The organism is Exiguobacterium artemiae, assembly GCF_033342815.1.
In the GTDB taxonomy this organism is placed as follows: domain Bacteria; phylum Bacillota; class Bacilli; order Exiguobacteriales; family Exiguobacteriaceae; genus Exiguobacterium_A; species Exiguobacterium_A artemiae_A.
Genome location: NZ_JAWPEN010000021.1, coordinates 26,999 through 43,145, shown reverse-complemented (window position 1 = coordinate 43,145; position 16,147 = coordinate 26,999). Strand labels below are relative to the sequence as shown.

15 protein-coding genes are annotated in these 16,147 nt (G+C 49.8%); 2 read left to right on the top strand and 13 right to left on the bottom strand.

The features are described from left to right. Nucleotides 1-149: 149 nt before the first annotated feature. The 8 genes from R7V76_RS15265 to R7V76_RS15230 form a co-directional block, all read right to left on the bottom strand. Nucleotides 150-1,547, bottom strand: a complete 1,398-nt coding sequence (locus R7V76_RS15265; protein ID WP_318094071.1) for an MATE family efflux transporter — start codon at nucleotides 1,545-1,547, stop codon at nucleotides 150-152. Nucleotides 1,548-1,706: 159 nt separating this feature from the next. After that, nucleotides 1,707-2,786 carry a site-2 protease family protein gene (locus R7V76_RS15260; protein ID WP_318094069.1) on the bottom strand — a complete coding sequence of 360 codons (1,080 nt, stop codon included), beginning with the start codon at nucleotides 2,784-2,786 and terminating at the stop codon, nucleotides 1,707-1,709. Nucleotides 2,787-2,865: 79 nt separating this feature from the next. Then, nucleotides 2,866-4,131, bottom strand: a complete 1,266-nt coding sequence (locus tag R7V76_RS15255; protein WP_318094067.1) for a sensor histidine kinase — start codon at nucleotides 4,129-4,131, stop codon at nucleotides 2,866-2,868. Further along, entirely contained in the window at nucleotides 4,128-4,811 is a 684-nt protein-coding gene (locus R7V76_RS15250) for a response regulator transcription factor (protein WP_318094064.1), read from the bottom strand. The genes R7V76_RS15255 and R7V76_RS15250 overlap by 4 nt, the downstream gene beginning before the upstream one ends. 12 nt (nucleotides 4,812-4,823) lie before the next feature. Continuing rightward, nucleotides 4,824-5,720, bottom strand: a complete 897-nt coding sequence (locus tag R7V76_RS15245; protein WP_318094062.1) for a hypothetical protein — start codon at nucleotides 5,718-5,720, stop codon at nucleotides 4,824-4,826. A gap of 99 nt (nucleotides 5,721-5,819) precedes the next feature. Beyond that, on the bottom strand, nucleotides 5,820-6,371 hold the full coding sequence (locus R7V76_RS15240) for a maltose acetyltransferase domain-containing protein (RefSeq protein ID WP_131503468.1): 552 nt from the start codon (nucleotides 6,369-6,371) through the stop codon (nucleotides 5,820-5,822). Between the two features lie 122 nt (nucleotides 6,372-6,493). Continuing rightward, complete coding sequence (locus tag R7V76_RS15235; protein ID WP_290828182.1) at nucleotides 6,494-7,378, bottom strand: SDR family oxidoreductase; 885 nt, start codon at nucleotides 7,376-7,378, stop codon at nucleotides 6,494-6,496. Between the two features lie 227 nt (nucleotides 7,379-7,605). Beyond that, nucleotides 7,606-8,958 carry an FAD-dependent oxidoreductase gene (locus tag R7V76_RS15230; protein WP_290828184.1) on the bottom strand — a complete coding sequence of 451 codons (1,353 nt, stop codon included), beginning with the start codon at nucleotides 8,956-8,958 and terminating at the stop codon, nucleotides 7,606-7,608. Nucleotides 8,959-9,377: 419 nt separating this feature from the next. Here R7V76_RS15230 and R7V76_RS15225 point away from each other — a divergent pair, with 419 nt between their 5' ends. Continuing rightward, nucleotides 9,378-9,989 (top strand): YitT family protein, encoded by a 612-nt coding sequence (locus R7V76_RS15225; RefSeq protein ID WP_114596610.1) that lies wholly within the window; start codon nucleotides 9,378-9,380, stop codon nucleotides 9,987-9,989. 76 nt (nucleotides 9,990-10,065) lie between these two features. Then, nucleotides 10,066-10,626: a GNAT family N-acetyltransferase gene (locus tag R7V76_RS15220; RefSeq protein ID WP_114596609.1), complete on the top strand. Its 561-nt coding sequence runs from the start codon at nucleotides 10,066-10,068 to the stop codon at nucleotides 10,624-10,626. A 296-nt stretch (nucleotides 10,627-10,922) separates the two neighbouring features. Here the strand turns inward: R7V76_RS15220 and R7V76_RS15215 are convergent, their stop codons facing one another. The 5 genes from R7V76_RS15215 to R7V76_RS15195 are packed head-to-tail and all read right to left on the bottom strand — an operon-like array spanning nucleotide 10,923 to nucleotide 16,142. Further along, a complete protein-coding gene (locus R7V76_RS15215; protein ID WP_318094055.1) occupies nucleotides 10,923-12,407 on the bottom strand; it encodes a hypothetical protein in 1,485 nt (494 codons plus the stop codon). Beyond that, nucleotides 12,317-13,234: an FTR1 family iron permease gene (locus tag R7V76_RS15210; protein WP_114596607.1), complete on the bottom strand. Its 918-nt coding sequence runs from the start codon at nucleotides 13,232-13,234 to the stop codon at nucleotides 12,317-12,319. The genes R7V76_RS15215 and R7V76_RS15210 overlap by 91 nt, the downstream gene beginning before the upstream one ends. A 12-nt stretch (nucleotides 13,235-13,246) precedes the next feature. Further along, entirely contained in the window at nucleotides 13,247-13,984 is a 738-nt protein-coding gene (locus R7V76_RS15205) for a hypothetical protein (RefSeq protein WP_026827221.1), read from the bottom strand. Further along, a complete protein-coding gene (locus tag R7V76_RS15200) occupies nucleotides 13,981-14,712 on the bottom strand; it encodes a glycosyltransferase family 2 protein (RefSeq protein WP_114596606.1) in 732 nt (243 codons plus the stop codon). Before R7V76_RS15200 ends, R7V76_RS15205 begins: the two co-directional genes overlap by 4 nt. Next, nucleotides 14,709-16,142, bottom strand: a complete 1,434-nt coding sequence (locus R7V76_RS15195) for an alkaline phosphatase family protein (protein ID WP_318094051.1) — start codon at nucleotides 16,140-16,142, stop codon at nucleotides 14,709-14,711. Before R7V76_RS15195 ends, R7V76_RS15200 begins: the two co-directional genes overlap by 4 nt. Nucleotides 16,143-16,147: the final 5 nt, after the last annotated feature.

Genomic DNA, 16,147 nt, shown 5'->3' with positions numbered 1-16,147 from the left:
ATTTCACTTCGCTTGAATATACGTTTTTGCCCATGCAAAAACACCTCCGATGCTAGTACTTTTTAAAAGTGTACCACTCCGAAGGTGTTTTATATTGTCTCAAAATTTTAGGTTAGCCCACTGCCTTTAAGACAGAACGGACTTTTTGGTTATTTGGCTTGTGCCGATTTTTCCTGTTCTTCCGGTGCCTCATACTCATCCGGCTTAAAGAGCATGATCCGGTCACGGTAGGCAAAGACGACTGCCGTTAAAACCGCCATCAAATCGGCGATCGGGAACGCGAACCAAACTCCTTGTACGCCGAAGAACATCGGTAAGATCAGAACGAGCGGAATCGTATATAAGGTCTGACGGGAAAGTGACAGGAACAAGGCGATCCGTGCCTTAGCGAGCGATTGATACATACCGTTGACGATCATCTGAATGCCGTACACGAATGAAATGGCGAATAAAATCCGCATCGCAGTCGAACCTTCGTTAAGTAACGTCGCGTCCTCGGTAAACATCCCGACCCAAAAACGTGGAAACAGCTGAATCAACAGCCATAGGGTGATGGATAACGTCAAGCCGTAACGAATGGCCAGTTTGATGGCTTGTGACATCCGGTCAAACTGTTTCGATCCGAAATTATACCCGACAATCGGTTGCATGCCTTGGACGATGCCCATGATCGGCATTCCGACGAGTGCCATGAACTTATTGATGACGGCAAAGGTTGCGAGTTCTGTCGTACCACCGTAACGGACGAGCATATGATTCACGGTGATGAACAAAATCGACTGTGATACTTGCATGATAAAAGAAGAAGAGCCGATTTGTCCCATCCGGCCGACCAGTTTAGGATCAAACCGGAACGCTTCCCGGTCAAGGACTAGACTCGTCTTTTTTGATTTCGTAAAAAAGAATCGGAAAATCAGGACGGATCCGACGATTTGCGCAACAACTGTCCCGAGAGCGGCACCTTGAATGCCCCAGTCGAGTCCGAAAATAAACAGCGGAGTCAGGACGATGTTGATCGCGACCGTCGTCAGCATGACCCGCATTTGATAACTGGCCCGTCCTTCTGCCCGAAGCATGGCACTGGAAGCCATCGTCAACATGAAGAACGGGGAACCGAGTAACAGGACCCGGAGGAAATCAATGCTGTACGGCATGATTTCCGGCGTCGCACCGAACACTCGTAACAACGGTTCGACGAAGATGAAGGCCGTGATAATCGCAAGCATACTGACGACGAAGACGGTCATCAGGACATTCGCATAGGCTCTGCTAGCACCGGCCAGATTTTTTTGACCGAGCCGCTGAGAAGCAATGGCTGCACCGCCGATACCAACCGAATTCGAAATCGCCATCAAGACAAGCTGGACGGGAAAAGCGATACCGACAGCAGCGACGGCAACCGTTCCGATTCCCTGGGCGACAAAAATCGTATCGACGATATTGTACAGGGCGGTCACGAGCATCCCGATCATCGCCGGGAGCGACAGGCCGATCAGGAGTTTATTGATGGGTGCTTCTCCCAAACGTGCCGTATTTTTATTCATCATCAGGAGAGCCTCCTTTTTTTCAAAACAGGGACATAGATTTTCATTCAGATTAGTCGCTTCCCCGGACGGATGCAAGTAATCGAATCAAGCAATGTGCAAAACGATTAAAAGACACTCCGGATATGAACGACGGAGTGTCTGTTTAAATGTCGCGACCGCTTAGGATGGCGTCGGAAGATATCCTTTTGAGTATTCAAATGCAATGAAGAGAATCGCACCGAGAGCCAGGTAAGCAAACAGCGTAATCGTCTGTTGTTTCTTTGACATCTGATGGTATTCAACTGATTTTTCAGCCTCGAGTAACGGTTCAATCCGTTGGTCAAGTCGACGGATCAAAGCATCATAATCATTGGCCGAGTCATATTGATAGCGGAGCAACTCATCGGCGGCACTTTTTGCGTCTTCCGGACTGGCGCTCCGTAAATCCTGGAGGTCGTGCCGGAGTGACCAGGCAATCGGATCATAAGTGGAAACCGTTGTGTCGTCCGTTTCATCAATCATTTCGTCCGAACCGGTTTCTGTTGCGGTCGCGTGTTCCTGCTCGACTTTCGCCTGCAGAACACGGCTGCGGGCTGCCCGGTATAACATCAGAACCGATTTGTTGTTCTCGTATTGTTTAGCGAACTGATATCGTTTCCAGACTGCACTTCCGCCAAGGAAAGCAATCAACAACAGAATAATGCTGAAATGGGTGATACCGTAGGCAATCAAGGCCGCGAGACCGGCGATCCAGATGACAATCGGCAGACCGGCTAAAATCCGTCCGCCGTCAAGCGGGCTGACCGGCAGCAGATTAAACAGGTTCAGCAAGGCACCCAAGTGGAAGATGACAAGCCAAAACTCGTTCCCGGTCACTGCATATCCGATTAAAAGCGGAATGAGGGAAAGTAATCCGGCAAACGGTCCCCCGTAAGCCAAAATCGCTTCTTGTTTCGGTGTCCGGAATGTATCTTTGATTCCGATGACAGCTCCCATGAACGGCACAAAGATGGCCGGCCCTGTCTTGAAGCCTAGCCGTTTGGCGGCTGCGAGATGCCCCATTTCGTGAATGAACAACAGATACAATAAGCCGACGCCAAACCAGACGCCGAAAATTTGTGCGTAAAACAATAACGAAATTCCGAACGAGATTAACGTTCCGCCAAATTTAGAGAATTTTAAGAGAGCGAGCAGCACTTTACCTTTTGAGAGCAGAAATGCTCCGGCGACGGCTAAGCCTCCCCAACGTTTTTTAGCCATTGTTCATAACCTTCTTTCCTCATCTGACTCTTGTCTCTAGTGTACGCCAAAAGACGAGGGAAGGTTTCATTCCGAGTGTTCAGCGACAGGTGATGTAAAAACAGCTGCCGCCGTCCGGGCGGGCCTCACTGCCGACCGACAGCTGATGATGTTCCGCCAAAGCGGCCGCAATCGACAGACCCAGACCGCTGCCGGACCGGTCACGTGCTTCATCGAGCCGGTAAAACCGATCAAACAAACGAGCGCGCTGCGCGTCAGATAAGTGGGTGCCGCGGTCCAGGACCTCAAGCCGGTCCGGTCGGAGACGGATTTCCGGATCTTTGGCGTATTTGATCGCATTATCGATGAAAATCGTCAAAATCCGGACGAGTGCCTCGTGATTAGCCGTAACGGTACCGGTCGCATCCACGGGAATCGTGATGGCATAGGCATGGTGCATCCGGTCCGCGACCTCGGCGCCGAGCTGTTTCAAATCGATGGTTTCTGTCGTCGTTTCGCCGTAGCCGAGCCGTGATAATTCGAGCATCGGTTCAATCAGTCCACTCCGCATCGTATGCGTTTCGTTCAGAATATTGCTGATCGATTCTTCAAGGACGTCAGGATTTGTTTTACCCCAGCGTTTCAGGAGCTTTGCATACCCTTCGATGACGGTCAGTGGTGTCTTCATCTCATGTGAAACATCGGCGACGAACTGCCGTTGCTGTTCCATTGTTTGATCGACACGGCCGATCATCCGGTTAAAGACTTTTCCGAGTTGTCCGATTTCATCATTTTGCTGTTCCGGAACAGTTTCAAGTGTGCCGGAGTCGGAAATCCGTTCCATCGTCTGACCGAGTTGACGGAGTGGACGCAACGTTTGATAGGCGATGAAAAAACTGCTGAGAAAGGCAATGATGACGGCGGCGATCAGGACGATCGAAAAGGCGAAAATCAGCGTCGAGACCGTATCATCCACCGTATCGTCTTCAAACAGATACGCCTGATCTTGATGGACGACACCAAACCAGTTGCCGGATTTGAACGGTTCGTCGCGGGTCGTCGAGATACCGGGAAGATCGCGTGCCCGGACATCACCGTTGACAGTAGCGGAATCATCATCCTCTTCATCGTTCGCGATGACCCAGCGTCCGTCACTCCGCGACAGGACGACGGAATCTTCATGAAGTGTCAATAACGCCCGGGTCGTCGAATCATCCTCCATCAGTTCTTCAGCTTGTTCGAGTTGCGTGAAGCGGGATTCGATCAAATGATCACGGACGACATACGTGACGACTAAAAAAGACAACAGCAATAAAAGGGTCGTGAACAATGTGACGGATAAGGCGAGTTTCGTCCGTAACTTCATCCTTTCTCCTCCCTCAAAACATAACCGATTCCCCGAACCGTCTGGATAAGGGAAGGCTGATGGCGGTCCATTTTTTTGCGTAAATACCGGATGTAAACATCGACGATATTCGTTTCCCCGAAGTAATCATAACCCCAGACCCGATTGAGAATTTGCTCACGGGTCAAAACGTGCTCCTTGTTTTCCATCAGATAAGACAACAAATCAAATTCACGTGGCGTCAAATCGAGCGGAACATCACTTCGAAACGCTTCATGCCGGTCCAAATCGAGTAAAAGATCGGCGTAATGCAGCTGATTGGTTTCGACCGCTGTACGGATCGTCAAACGGAGTAACCCGCGGATCCGTGCCAACAGTTCTTCGATTTCAAACGGTTTCGTCACGTAATCATTGGCCCCGAGATCAAGTCCTGCAACCTTATCGTACACTTCTCCCCGTGCCGTCAACAGGATGACCGGAACCGGATTACCGTTTGCTCGGAGCCGGCGAAGCACCTCGAAGCCGCTGAGCTCCGGCATCATCACGTCGAGTAAGACGAGATCGATGTCAGTCTCAGCAGCTGCTAAGCCATCTTTACCGTTGAAGGCGACCTGCGTCGCGTATCCGGCATGGTTTAATTCCAGTTCGAGCAATCGGGCGATTTTCGAATCGTCCTCGACGATTAAGATGGTAGGTGTCATACATTGTCCTCCTTACGACTGTTCGTCGATTTCTGTCACTTGTCGTGAACCGTTCAATTCCAGTTCGACGGGTGAATCAATCTGCACATCATTATCCTGTTCCATGTTTTGTGCCCGTTCAAACGTCACATTTTTACCGTTTTGTTCAATGACGACTTGTGAGTCGGTCACACGAACCAATGAACCGCGGATATCTCGGTCATCCGTCGCATCGTCTTGACGGTCATCGCTTCGAGCGTCCTGGTCATCCGCATCTTCCCGGTCGAGTTCCCGGACGAGACCGTCCGCGTTCAATTCCAGTTTCACGCGGTCCCCGGCTTGCGCCTGTTCAAGTTCTGCCTGCTCGATGAAGCGGTACGTTTGATCGGAACCGTTTTGCGTCAAAACGATTTGTTCATTCGATAATTCTTTGACGACACCGTTCACTTCATTGCGGTCATCGGCGGAATCATCCTCTCGACCATCCCGGTCGTTACGGTCATCTTCCCGTTCGAATTCCTGGACAAGACCGTCCTGATTGAGTTCGATTTTAATCCAGTCGCCGGCTTGTGCCTGTTCGATTTCAGCGGATGAAGCGAACGAATAAGATTGATCCGATCCGTTGCGGGTAATCGTAACAGAATTGTCGGTTACTTCTTTTAACGTTCCTTCCATTTCCTGATCTTCATCCCGGAATGAGCTTGGAAGCGACTGTTTGACGTTACTTGATACTTTTGTTGAAGCGGCTTCGACTTTTTGTTCCACTTGTTCTGACGTCGTAACCGTTGAATTGACGAGCGAATGTCCTGGACCGGTGAACAGCAAGAAGGCGCCGGCCCCTGTCAAAACGGTCCCTGTGATAGCAATCGAAGCGAGTCCTCGTTTTACAATGTTCTTTTTAGGTTTGTCCGTACGTTTTTCGTTTGTCATGATAATTCCTCCTCCGTAGTGGTAGCTGCTTTTCTTATTCTTAGAATAGCGCCCGTACGTGAGAGGAGACTGAGGATTAGATTAAAATTTGATGAGAAATTAAATCGATTTGATGAAGCGGGCCGGATTTCCTCCGACCACCGTATTCGGAGCAACATCTTTGACGACGACACTTCCGGCTGCGATGACAGCATTGTCACCGATCGTTACGCCCGGTGCGATGACGGCACGTCCGCCGATCCAGACGTTGTCCCCGATGACAACCGGTTTCCCGAATTCATAACCGCTGTTGCGTTCGACCGGATCGAGCGGATGCGTCGCCGTATAAATATGGACACCCGGAGCGAGCATACAGTTGTCGCCGATCGTAATCGGACAAATGTCGAGCAGTACACAATCGTAATTGGCATAAAACCGTGCGCCGAATGTAATGTTGTAGCCGTAATCACATTTAAAAGATGGTTCGATGTAAAAATCGGTCTGCTCGATTTGGAACAGTTCCTGCAGGAGCGACTTTCGGGCAGGTAACTCGTTGATGCTGAGTTGATTAAATTGATGACAAAGCATCTGAGCCCGCTTTCGATCAGCGACCAGTTCCGCATCTCCGGCTAAATACAATTGACCTTGAATCATTTTTTCTTTTTCCGTCATGTGAATCATCTCCTGTCATATGTATACCTTCATTAGACTAAACCGGGCAGGGAGAAGCAACTCATAACCAAAAAAGCAGCTTTGATGTCGCCATCAAAGCTGCCTGGTTGAAAAAAATTGAATTAAGCGAGTTCGATTCCGCCTGTGACACCATAAATTTGAGCTGTTACATAACTGGCGTCATCCGAAGCGAGGAAGACATAGACGCTCGAGAGTTCGACCGGTTGACCGCTTCGTTTAAGCGGTGTTTCCTGTCCGAATTCTGGAATGTTTTCGCTTGGTTGTCCACCAGAAATCTGAAGCGGTGTCCAGATTGGACCCGGTGCAACCGAGTTGACGCGGATGCCTTTTGGCGCGACTTGTTTCGCAAGTCCGCGTGTAAAACCATTGATGGCAAATTTTGTTGACGCGTAGTCAAGCAGGTTCGCACTTGGGTTGTATCCCTGCACCGAAGTCGTCGTGATGATGGAAGCTCCTTCTTTTAACAGCGGAAGAGCTGCTTTGACGACCCAGAACAGTGAAAAGACGTTGATTTCATATGTTTTGCGGAGTTGTTCCGTCGACAGGTCCATGATGTCCTCGACAGCTTGTTGTTTACCGGCGACGAGTGCCAAAATATCAATTCCGCCTAGTGAATCATGTGCTTCTTTGACGAGTTGTTGACAGAACGTTTCGTCACTAAGGTCACCGGCAAGTAAGTATGCCTTTTGGCCGGCTGCTTCGACGAGTGCTTTGACTTCTTCCGCGTCTTGCTGTTCTTCCGGAAGATAATTGAGGAAAACATCGGCACCTTCACGTGCATAAGCAATGGCAGCGGCGCGACCGATTCCGGAATCGCCTCCTGTGATCAAGGCTTTTTTCCCTTTTAATTTACCGGATCCTTTGTAGCTTTCTTCACCACAATCGGGAACGGGTTCCATTTTTGCCTGGACAGCCGGCGCCTCCTGATATTGTTTCGGGAAGTCATCATTGAAATATTGTGTAAGTGGATTGTTAGACTGTGACATGAACTGATTCCTCCTGTGATAGTGGTTTCGTTTGCATAAGAAGTATGTTCCCTGTCACTTCACGTCTAAACGTCAATTGATTAACCGAGTGAAGTTTTTAACAGCTATGGAAGGAGACCAGGCAAAGCAACCGCAACAGATTAGCGGGATCAACCGGATGACAAATAAAAAAATCGGAATCCACAAATGTGAACTCCGATTTGAAGAGAGAAGGGGAAGGCGATGCATTAAACGCGTTCCGATGTCAGCTCATTCATGCCTTGTAAAGCTGCTTGGTTCAGCAGGTTCCATGGTTTGTTGTAATGCGGTTGGAAGAAGAAGTCGACAAACGCCAATTCTTCGAGCGTCATGTCGTTTTGAATGGCCACCGATAACGTGTTCATAGCTTGTGTCAAATCAACTTTTGAGATAATTTGAGCTCCGACAAGACGGTGAGTCATTGTTTCATAGACGAGTTTCAATTGGACATTTTCAGCTGTCGGCATAAACTCAGGACGATAGGCATCTTGAACCGTCGTGCTCGCTACTTCCAAACCGAAGAACGGAGCGGCATCTTCCGTCAGACCGGTTGACGCGATATTCAAGTCGTATAACCGCAGACCGGATGTTCCTTGAGTTCCTTGATACCGGATTGTCGGAGCAAGCAGGTTTTTCCCGACGAGTGTTCCCATACGGACGGCGTTCGTCGCGAGTGGAATATACGCGTGTGTCCGGGCCGGATTGTAGTAGACAGCACAGCTGTCGCCGGCGGCAAAGATGTTCGGATTACTTGTCCGCATATAGTCATCGACGATGATGGCACCGTTCGGTAACATGTCGATTTGTCCTTTTAACAGTTCCGTGCTTGGTCGGAAACCGACACAGAGAATGACGAGATCCGTTTCAAACGTTCCTTTATCCGTGACGACTTGTGTGACGTTTCCGTCAACACCGGTAAAGCTTTGAACAGTCTGGTTCAGTTCCAAACGAATGCCGCGATCCGTGAGTTCCTGTTCGATGATGTCGGTGAATGAACGATCCAGGTATTTATTTAAAATCCGGTCAGCGCTGTCGATGAACGTGACTTCTTTACCGTAGGCTTCAAACGCTTCGACCAGTTCAGCACCGATATAGCCGGCACCGACGACTGTAATCCGCTCTGCATCTGTCGCTTTTTTAATGATTGTTTGTGCATGGTGATAGTTTTTACAGAGCTCGATTTGATTGAGTTCAATTCCCGGTAACATCGGGATGATCGGCCATGAACCCGTCGTCATGATCAATTTATCGTACGTATCATAAACGGTTTCACCCGTTACGAGGTTTTTGGCAACAATCGTTTGATTCGTGCTGTCGATTTCGAGAACATCATGTTTTAAGCGCATGTTTGCACCAAGCTCAGCCAGTTCATCCGGTGAAGAATAAAACAGCGACTCCGCATGCTCGACGACGCCACCGACGTGAAGCGCGATGCCGCAAGAGAGGAAAGAGACGTTATCGTTTCGTTCGTAAACGGTGATATCCAATTGCTCGTGCTGTGAAGTTAATTCTTTAACTGCTGCTGTTCCTGCGTGTGTACAACCGATGACTGCTACTTTCATGAGTAAAGTCCCCTTTTTGTTTTGTTTGTGATAAAAATCACATTCATTTGATATCCTTAGTGTATTACTTCACAAAGTTGTTTTCAAGTAGTTTGTTCAATGATGAGCATAAATTTGTCCGAAATGTGAATGATTGAGCAATGAGAGGTTGTCTGTATCGTTTCTGTTAAAAACGTGTAAAACTGTTTCAGTTTCTGAAGTTCGGGTTATAATGAAAGGGACAACAAAACGAAAGGGTGGAAACCGATGGACACCGAGAGGACCGATCATCTATTCAGCTTACCTGATTTTTAGCACCGCCAATCTTCATTGAACAGGAAGGTAATGGCTTGAAAAAAATCAGGGAGAGCGAAAATAGATGAATACCCAAACGGGACAATTACATCCTCTCCCATGGAAGATACGGGAGAGGACAACACATGAAACGAATTATGACCATCTTAGCCGGAACGCTGCTTATGGCGTTTGGCTACTACACCTTAAATGAACAATTTGGTTTGGCAGAAGGCGGATTTATCGGGTTATCATTGCTCGGACGCTACTTTTTTGACATCAATCCATCGATTTCGATGATTGTACTCGACATACCATTTTTTATCGGAGCACTCTATTTTAAGGGCAAACGGTTTGTCGGAGAAGCGCTGATTTCAGCAAGCGCCTTGTCTCTGTTTTACGAAATGTGGTACCGACTGGATCTGTTTCATTTTCCGGAACAGGCCTGGCCGGCAACGCTGATTGCGGCCGTCGCAAGCGGTATCGTGACCGGATACGGTCTCGGACTCGTCTTGAAAAGCGGCGCGGCAACAGGAGGCGACGATTTATTGTCGATGGGCCTCAGTAAGCTGACCGGCTTATCGATCGGGACGATTTTATTTAGTCTTGATGCCGTCGTCCTTGTCATCTCACTCGTCTATCTGCCGTTGAGCTTAACGTTATATACGTTGCTTGCCGTCGCAATTGCGGGGCGCGTTGTTTCAGTGATGACGCGTGAACCGGTTGAGGTAGCAATTCCAGTAGCAGAGTTGAAATGAACCGAATCAAACCCTCCTGACATCAGGAGGGTTTTTGTTTTAGGATAATAAGAGAAGAAGAAAGGAGCAAAATCAAATGATCAGACAAGCGACTGCAGATGACGCGGATCAAATCGCGCCATTGATTGAACAGGCGATTCATGAAATTGCCGAGACGCTGACCGGAACGCAGGAGAAGGCATTAATTTTGGAGAGGCTCGCGCTGTTTGTTACACAAACCGGAAACCGATTGAGTCATGAGAATATCCTTGTCAAAGAACTCGACGGACGTGTCGTCGGCATCGTCATCACGTATGCCGGATTTGATGCAGCACGGTTGGATGAACCGATTAAGCGTCAGCTCCGCGAGTGGACAGCACAGGACGTGCAAATTGATCAGGAGACGGAAGGGGATGTCTTTTATCTCGATACGTTATCCGTTGATGCAGCATACGGTGGAAAGGGAATCGGGTCTGAACTGTTGCAGGCAGCGGCGGACGAAGGCGAACGGCGTGGATTACGGGCCTTTACGTTAAATGCGGATCAGACGAATACGGGGGCGCAACGATTGTATCGACGTCTTGGATTCGTACCGGTCAAGACGATTGAAATCAGTGGCGGACAATTTGACTATATGGAACGACCGTATTCAACTTGAATGACGAGGAAAGTACTTCGAATCCGGTTCAAGATTCGTTTATACGCAGATAAGACTTCACTTTCCGCTTTTCCCGCAGGAGACTTCGTCTTGCTTCTCAACGCTGCGTTTCGAAAGAACAACAAGTACACATCGAGCATCTGTGGAGGAAATCAAGATTCGTTGACCGTGACTCCTACGGGAAAAAGCGTGTGTTAACGCGCTGTCAGAGTCAAGCGAGACCCGGCTCCTTGATCAGTAGGTCAAGAAGCCGCGGCTTGCGACTCGCCCGAGGAAAGCACGGGAAAACGAATCTTTTATCTCAGTGCTTCTTCATTCAATTTTAACCGGTACAACCGCGCTTCCGCATCTTCCGGTTCGAACCGGGGGTCACTCGTAAAGCGGAAAACTTCCGTCACTTCGATTGGTACATCTGCCGCCCGTAAGCGTTTGAGCAATCGTCCTGTCAGATAGACCTCCTGTGATTTTGGTTCCGCCCGCCATTTGCTGACGGATCCAATCGGGACAATCATAGCGTCAGGACGTGCCATCAAAAATTGACGTTCTTCTTCATCCGTAAAGATGGTCGCGGACGCCGGTAAACCGGTAATGGCTTCCGCCAGCTGAATCGTAGCCGGTGTACTAGTCGCTTGTTGATACAAAGCGATACTTCCGATCAGCAATTGAATACATAAAAACGGAACGAGCCAACGGACCGACAGACGGCGGACGAGTAAAATCACAAGCAGTAAGACGAGTGGTAAGACATGCCGCGGCTTGTCGATATTTTGCGCAAACCAGACCCAAAGAAAATAACCGGTTCCGGTAACACTCCACCAGAGAGGGAACGAACGGAAACGTTGGCAAAACAAGAACAATCCCGATCCGAGACCAATCCAAGTGGCAAATCCAAGACCATGCCATATCATTTGTTTGATTGTTAATCCAAGTCGTTCGAGCAGCGAGGCTTGATCCGTTTGTGCCGTCCCTCCCCAGTCCGAAAAATGACCTGTCACGAAACTGAGCGACAACTGAGCAAAGGAGGCTGGTCCGCCGACAGAGAAGGCGACCGGCAACAACCAGGCGAGCTGAGCAAGCAGGAGAACGGCGGTTTCCGATACAAATTGCCATGCATCACGACGTGACTGCCACAGTAAAAACAAGAGGATGATTCCAAAGAGAGCATACGACAGCCGGGTCGCCATCAGCAGACCAAACAAGAGGTACGGTAAAAGACGGAACTGCCCCTGCCGTGCGCGTTCGACACTCCAGACGAACCAACAAAGAACACCAAGGGCGAGACCGTCCGACATCCCGGTTGCGGACAAGACGACAAGGGAAGCCGTCGACACGACCGTAAAAGCAGCCAGCAGACGAACCGTATCGAATCGTCTGCGTTTGAACAGCAGGTACAGCGGAACCAGTCCGCTCGTGAAGCCAAGCATCGAGACGATTCCAAGGGCACGGACAGGTTCAAGCCCGAGTCGTGCGAGACCGGTCGCGAGTAAGATGAAAAACGGGTACCCGGGGAAATGTGGCTGTAAATTCGCCAAGTCATACTGTCCGACTGCTAACGTGAAGTTGGCGATGTCGTAGCTTGCGACAAACGGGCTGACCAGATAAAGGCGTCCGGCGGTGCACACGAAGATCAGAGCGACACACATGAAAAAAAGCGATCGTCCACGTTGTTGTGGATGACCGCTGCGAACCGTCACGAGACCTCCTTCAGTTTCTTGACGGTTTTTGGCGCGCGATTTTGACGCATCAACATGAAGCCGGCGAAAGCGAAATATCCCCACCACGCGATGACCTGCTCGATGGATGGGTTGTGGCTGTAGCCGAACATCGCCCCCATGAATGTTCCGATTTGACCGCTGATCAAAGTCGTATTGCCGGTGTCCCGTAAATACTGGACTTGATCGATATAGTGTTCCGGCATGAAAGCAACGATATTATAAAGCGCAGCCGGTGTTCCATCTGCATTCGTCAACAGACTGCCGAGCAAGCCGAGATCCTGGAACCGCCCAATCGTTTGCACAAGCATGCCCGCTGCAATGAATAAAATCAAGACGCCGGTCACTTGGAAAAAGCGCTTGACGGGAATCTTCATCGTCCCGGAAACGAACAGGTAACCGAAAATCAAGGCGAGCAGGAGACCGGAGACGGCACCGTAGCTCGTCAGGACTTTTTCGATTTCACCGCCGGAAATCGCTGCGAAGAAGAAAACCGTTTCGATCCCTTCCCGGACGATGACGAGGAACGAATGGACGATCATCGTAATCGCACTGCCGGTCGAGACGGCAGCCGCGACTTTCGCCTGTGAGGCCTGCTGGTTCTCTTTCGCCTCCTTGCCCATCCAAAGCACCATGTGCGTCAAGAGGAAAACCGAGATGATCATGATCCCAAGACGTAAATACGTATCGCTGCCGAAGCTTGCGAAACTCGTAAAGACGACCTGGAACAGGAAGGCGACACCTAAACTCGCGAGTAAGGCAAGTCCAACACCGGCGTAGACCCATTTTTTATATTGTGGTGCATTGAGCCGATCGAGATAACCGAGAATCAAGCCGACGATCAAGACGGCTTCGAGACATTCGCGAAGGGTGATTAAAAACGCCTGAAAATCCATGTGTCTTCCTCCTTATTGAGCGCGTCGTTTCTTACGCTGACCGATGATGACGATGACGATTAAGATGATGACAAGACTGATGGCGACCGTTTTCCAAATATCATCCGTTCCGAAAGACTGACCGAAAATCGAGTCCTCTTCATCGAAGACACCCGTCTTCTCTTCACCTGGCAAAACGAACAGCGGGGTGACGGTATCTTCAATCTGTTTAATGTTTTGATCAAATGTTTTTCGATCGCTTGCTTTTTTCCCGACTCCAAACAAACCGGGGTTTCCAAGCGCCGCAAGTGAATCATCAAAAGCAGTATACAATGAATCACTTGTCTTTGCACCCTCACTTTCCTTGACGTAAGGAGCGAGCACATCGTATGTGCCGCGTGCCTTCGCGAGCAACAACTTGGCCTGTCCGAAGTCATCGAATTGTTCCTGCGCGAAGTGCAGACGACGTTCGATGTTTTGACGCAAAGCGACCCGGTAGGCTTGCTTGGCGGCATCAGCATCTTCCTTGGCTAACGACGCATCGATTTTTTCTTTTGCTTCCGGGAAGTAGAGCGTAAATTCCTTATCGTAGGCATCGATGGTTTCTTTGGCTAACGTGTAGTCCTTTTGGTCAAGCTGTTCTTCAAACTGTTTATAAGCTTCCGCAAAAGCTTCTTTTCCTGGATCGCCGTAGCTGTAGGCGAATGCCGGCAACGGTGTAGTGAGCAGGAACAAGAAGGCGATGACGGTGATGAAAAGCGGTTTTCTCATCCAAGATGCTCCTTTCGTTCAAAACGTTCTTCAGACGACAGTGGGACGATCGGGCGACGCCATTCCCGGTAAATCGCAGGGAGGACGCGCTGGATATAGTTAAAGCGAATAAAGGATTTTCCGGCTTCGCGCACACGGTAACGAATCGGGACTTCCTGTAGCCGGAACCCTTTCCGGACAAGGTTCAGTGTCAGCACTTGAGCGTAGTTGTAGTCGTGGATGATTTCCGCGTGTTTACACGCCGCCCGGGAAAAGGCACGCATCCCGCTTTGTCCGTCATAAATCCGCTGTTTCAGCAACAGACACTGTAACCAGGTAAAGACATGATTGCCGATATAGCGGTACAAGCGCATCCCGTCGATGGTTCCGAGAAAACGGGAACCAAACACGTAGTCGGCCTCATCGAGAAGAATCGGTCGGACGACGTCGGGAATCTGATCCGCCGGGTATTCATTATCGGCGTCAATCATGACGGCGACAGTCGCACCATGGGCGTAGGACCGGAGCAGTCCTTCCCGAACGGCAGCTCCGAGCCCGCGATTTTTAGGAAAACGATAAACATGGGCTCCGTGTTGCCGGGCAATCTCGGACGTCTCATCAGTAGATCCATCGTCGATGACGATCGTCTCGACAGGCAGTCCATCGATTTCAGCCGGAATCCGTTTTAAGACAAGCGGCAAGGAAACTTTTTCGTTATGGGCCGGAAGAAAGACAACGATTTTTTTCATGAGGATTCCTCCTTAAAGGCTTCCGTCAGTAAGACACCGCGGCTGTCGTGCGGGATATCAGCACCAAGCAACTTCGTAATCGTTGGTCCAAGTGACAGGATATGCCGGTGTGTATCAACCTTCAGACCGGCATGGACATGTTTACCGTACATCCAAAACGGAACAAACCGTTCGCCTTCATCGAGATGACCATGACCGCCGATCCCATCGGCTTGTCCGTGATCCGCCATGACAATCAGTGTTGCATCGTCGAGCTTACCAAGCCGGTCCAGTTCTTCACAAAATTCAGCTAGTAAGGCATCGGCTTCTTCGATTTTCTGAACGTATTCGGAATACAGGGTGCCACGGCTGTGACCGGTCTGATCGGTTCCAATCAATTGAATCGCCAGTAAATCCGGATCTTCGTCCCGGACGATCTGTTTGGCTCGGTCGATGATGTTGCGGTCCGCGACATCATTATGCATGACGGCTGTCACGGTATGAACGTCTTTAGAACCGAACGCATCGACGAGATGGGCGATACCGAGAATCTTACCGGTCTTGCCGACGTCACGCAGTCGATTGAAGACCGTGTCCGTTTTGACACCGGTCGTGTTCCAGACCATGTTCGAATGGATTCCGTGTTCTTCCGGACGGGCGCCTGTGAACATCGAGCTGAAGCAGACGACGGTCCGGGCCGGATAGACCGTCTCCATGTTCGTATACTCCGTTCCTTCCTGGCGCAATCGCTCAAGGAAAGGAGTGTCTGCTGCCATATAACGATCTTTCCGCATGCCGTCGACAATCAGGACATAGACTTTCGACGAAGCGGGAACCGGTGCATCGACGGTCGACTCCGTCGGTAATTTCGGTTTCCAATCAAACAGATAATGATGCAGGATCCAAGCGAAAACGAAAAGTCCGAGCGGGAACCAGAGATAAGACCAGTCAAGCGTCTGTTCGATTGAAGCCGTTTGCCAATAGGCAAGCAACAATCCGACTTTCGGCAGTTGTTCCTGGGCGTTTCCGCTGGTCGAGTCACTGTTTTTCAGCACGAGTTTCCAAAAACGCGTGAAGTTGAGCCAGTCCGTTCCGATCCGGAGATGGTAGTAAATCGTCCCCCAGAAAAAGACGGTAAAGAAGAAGTAGAGACCGGCGCCGTACGCGAATAACGGGAGCAGACGGGAATCCGTTCCTTCTATAAACAGCCAGACAATCAACGGCAGCCAAAGATAGTTCCGTAAAAATAACGGGAAATCAAACTTCCAATATAAAACGAGCAACGGCAGTGTCACGAGGAAACCGAAGCCGGCACCGCTGAGTGAACCTTGAACTAAAAGCGTGTAGCTCAGGAAAACACCCAGTGTAAAAATCGGTGTGAAGGGTTTCCCTTCATTCAGTAAGTTCCACATCCGTGCGGCAACTTTTTCAAAGCGGGAAGCACTTTTCATGCAGG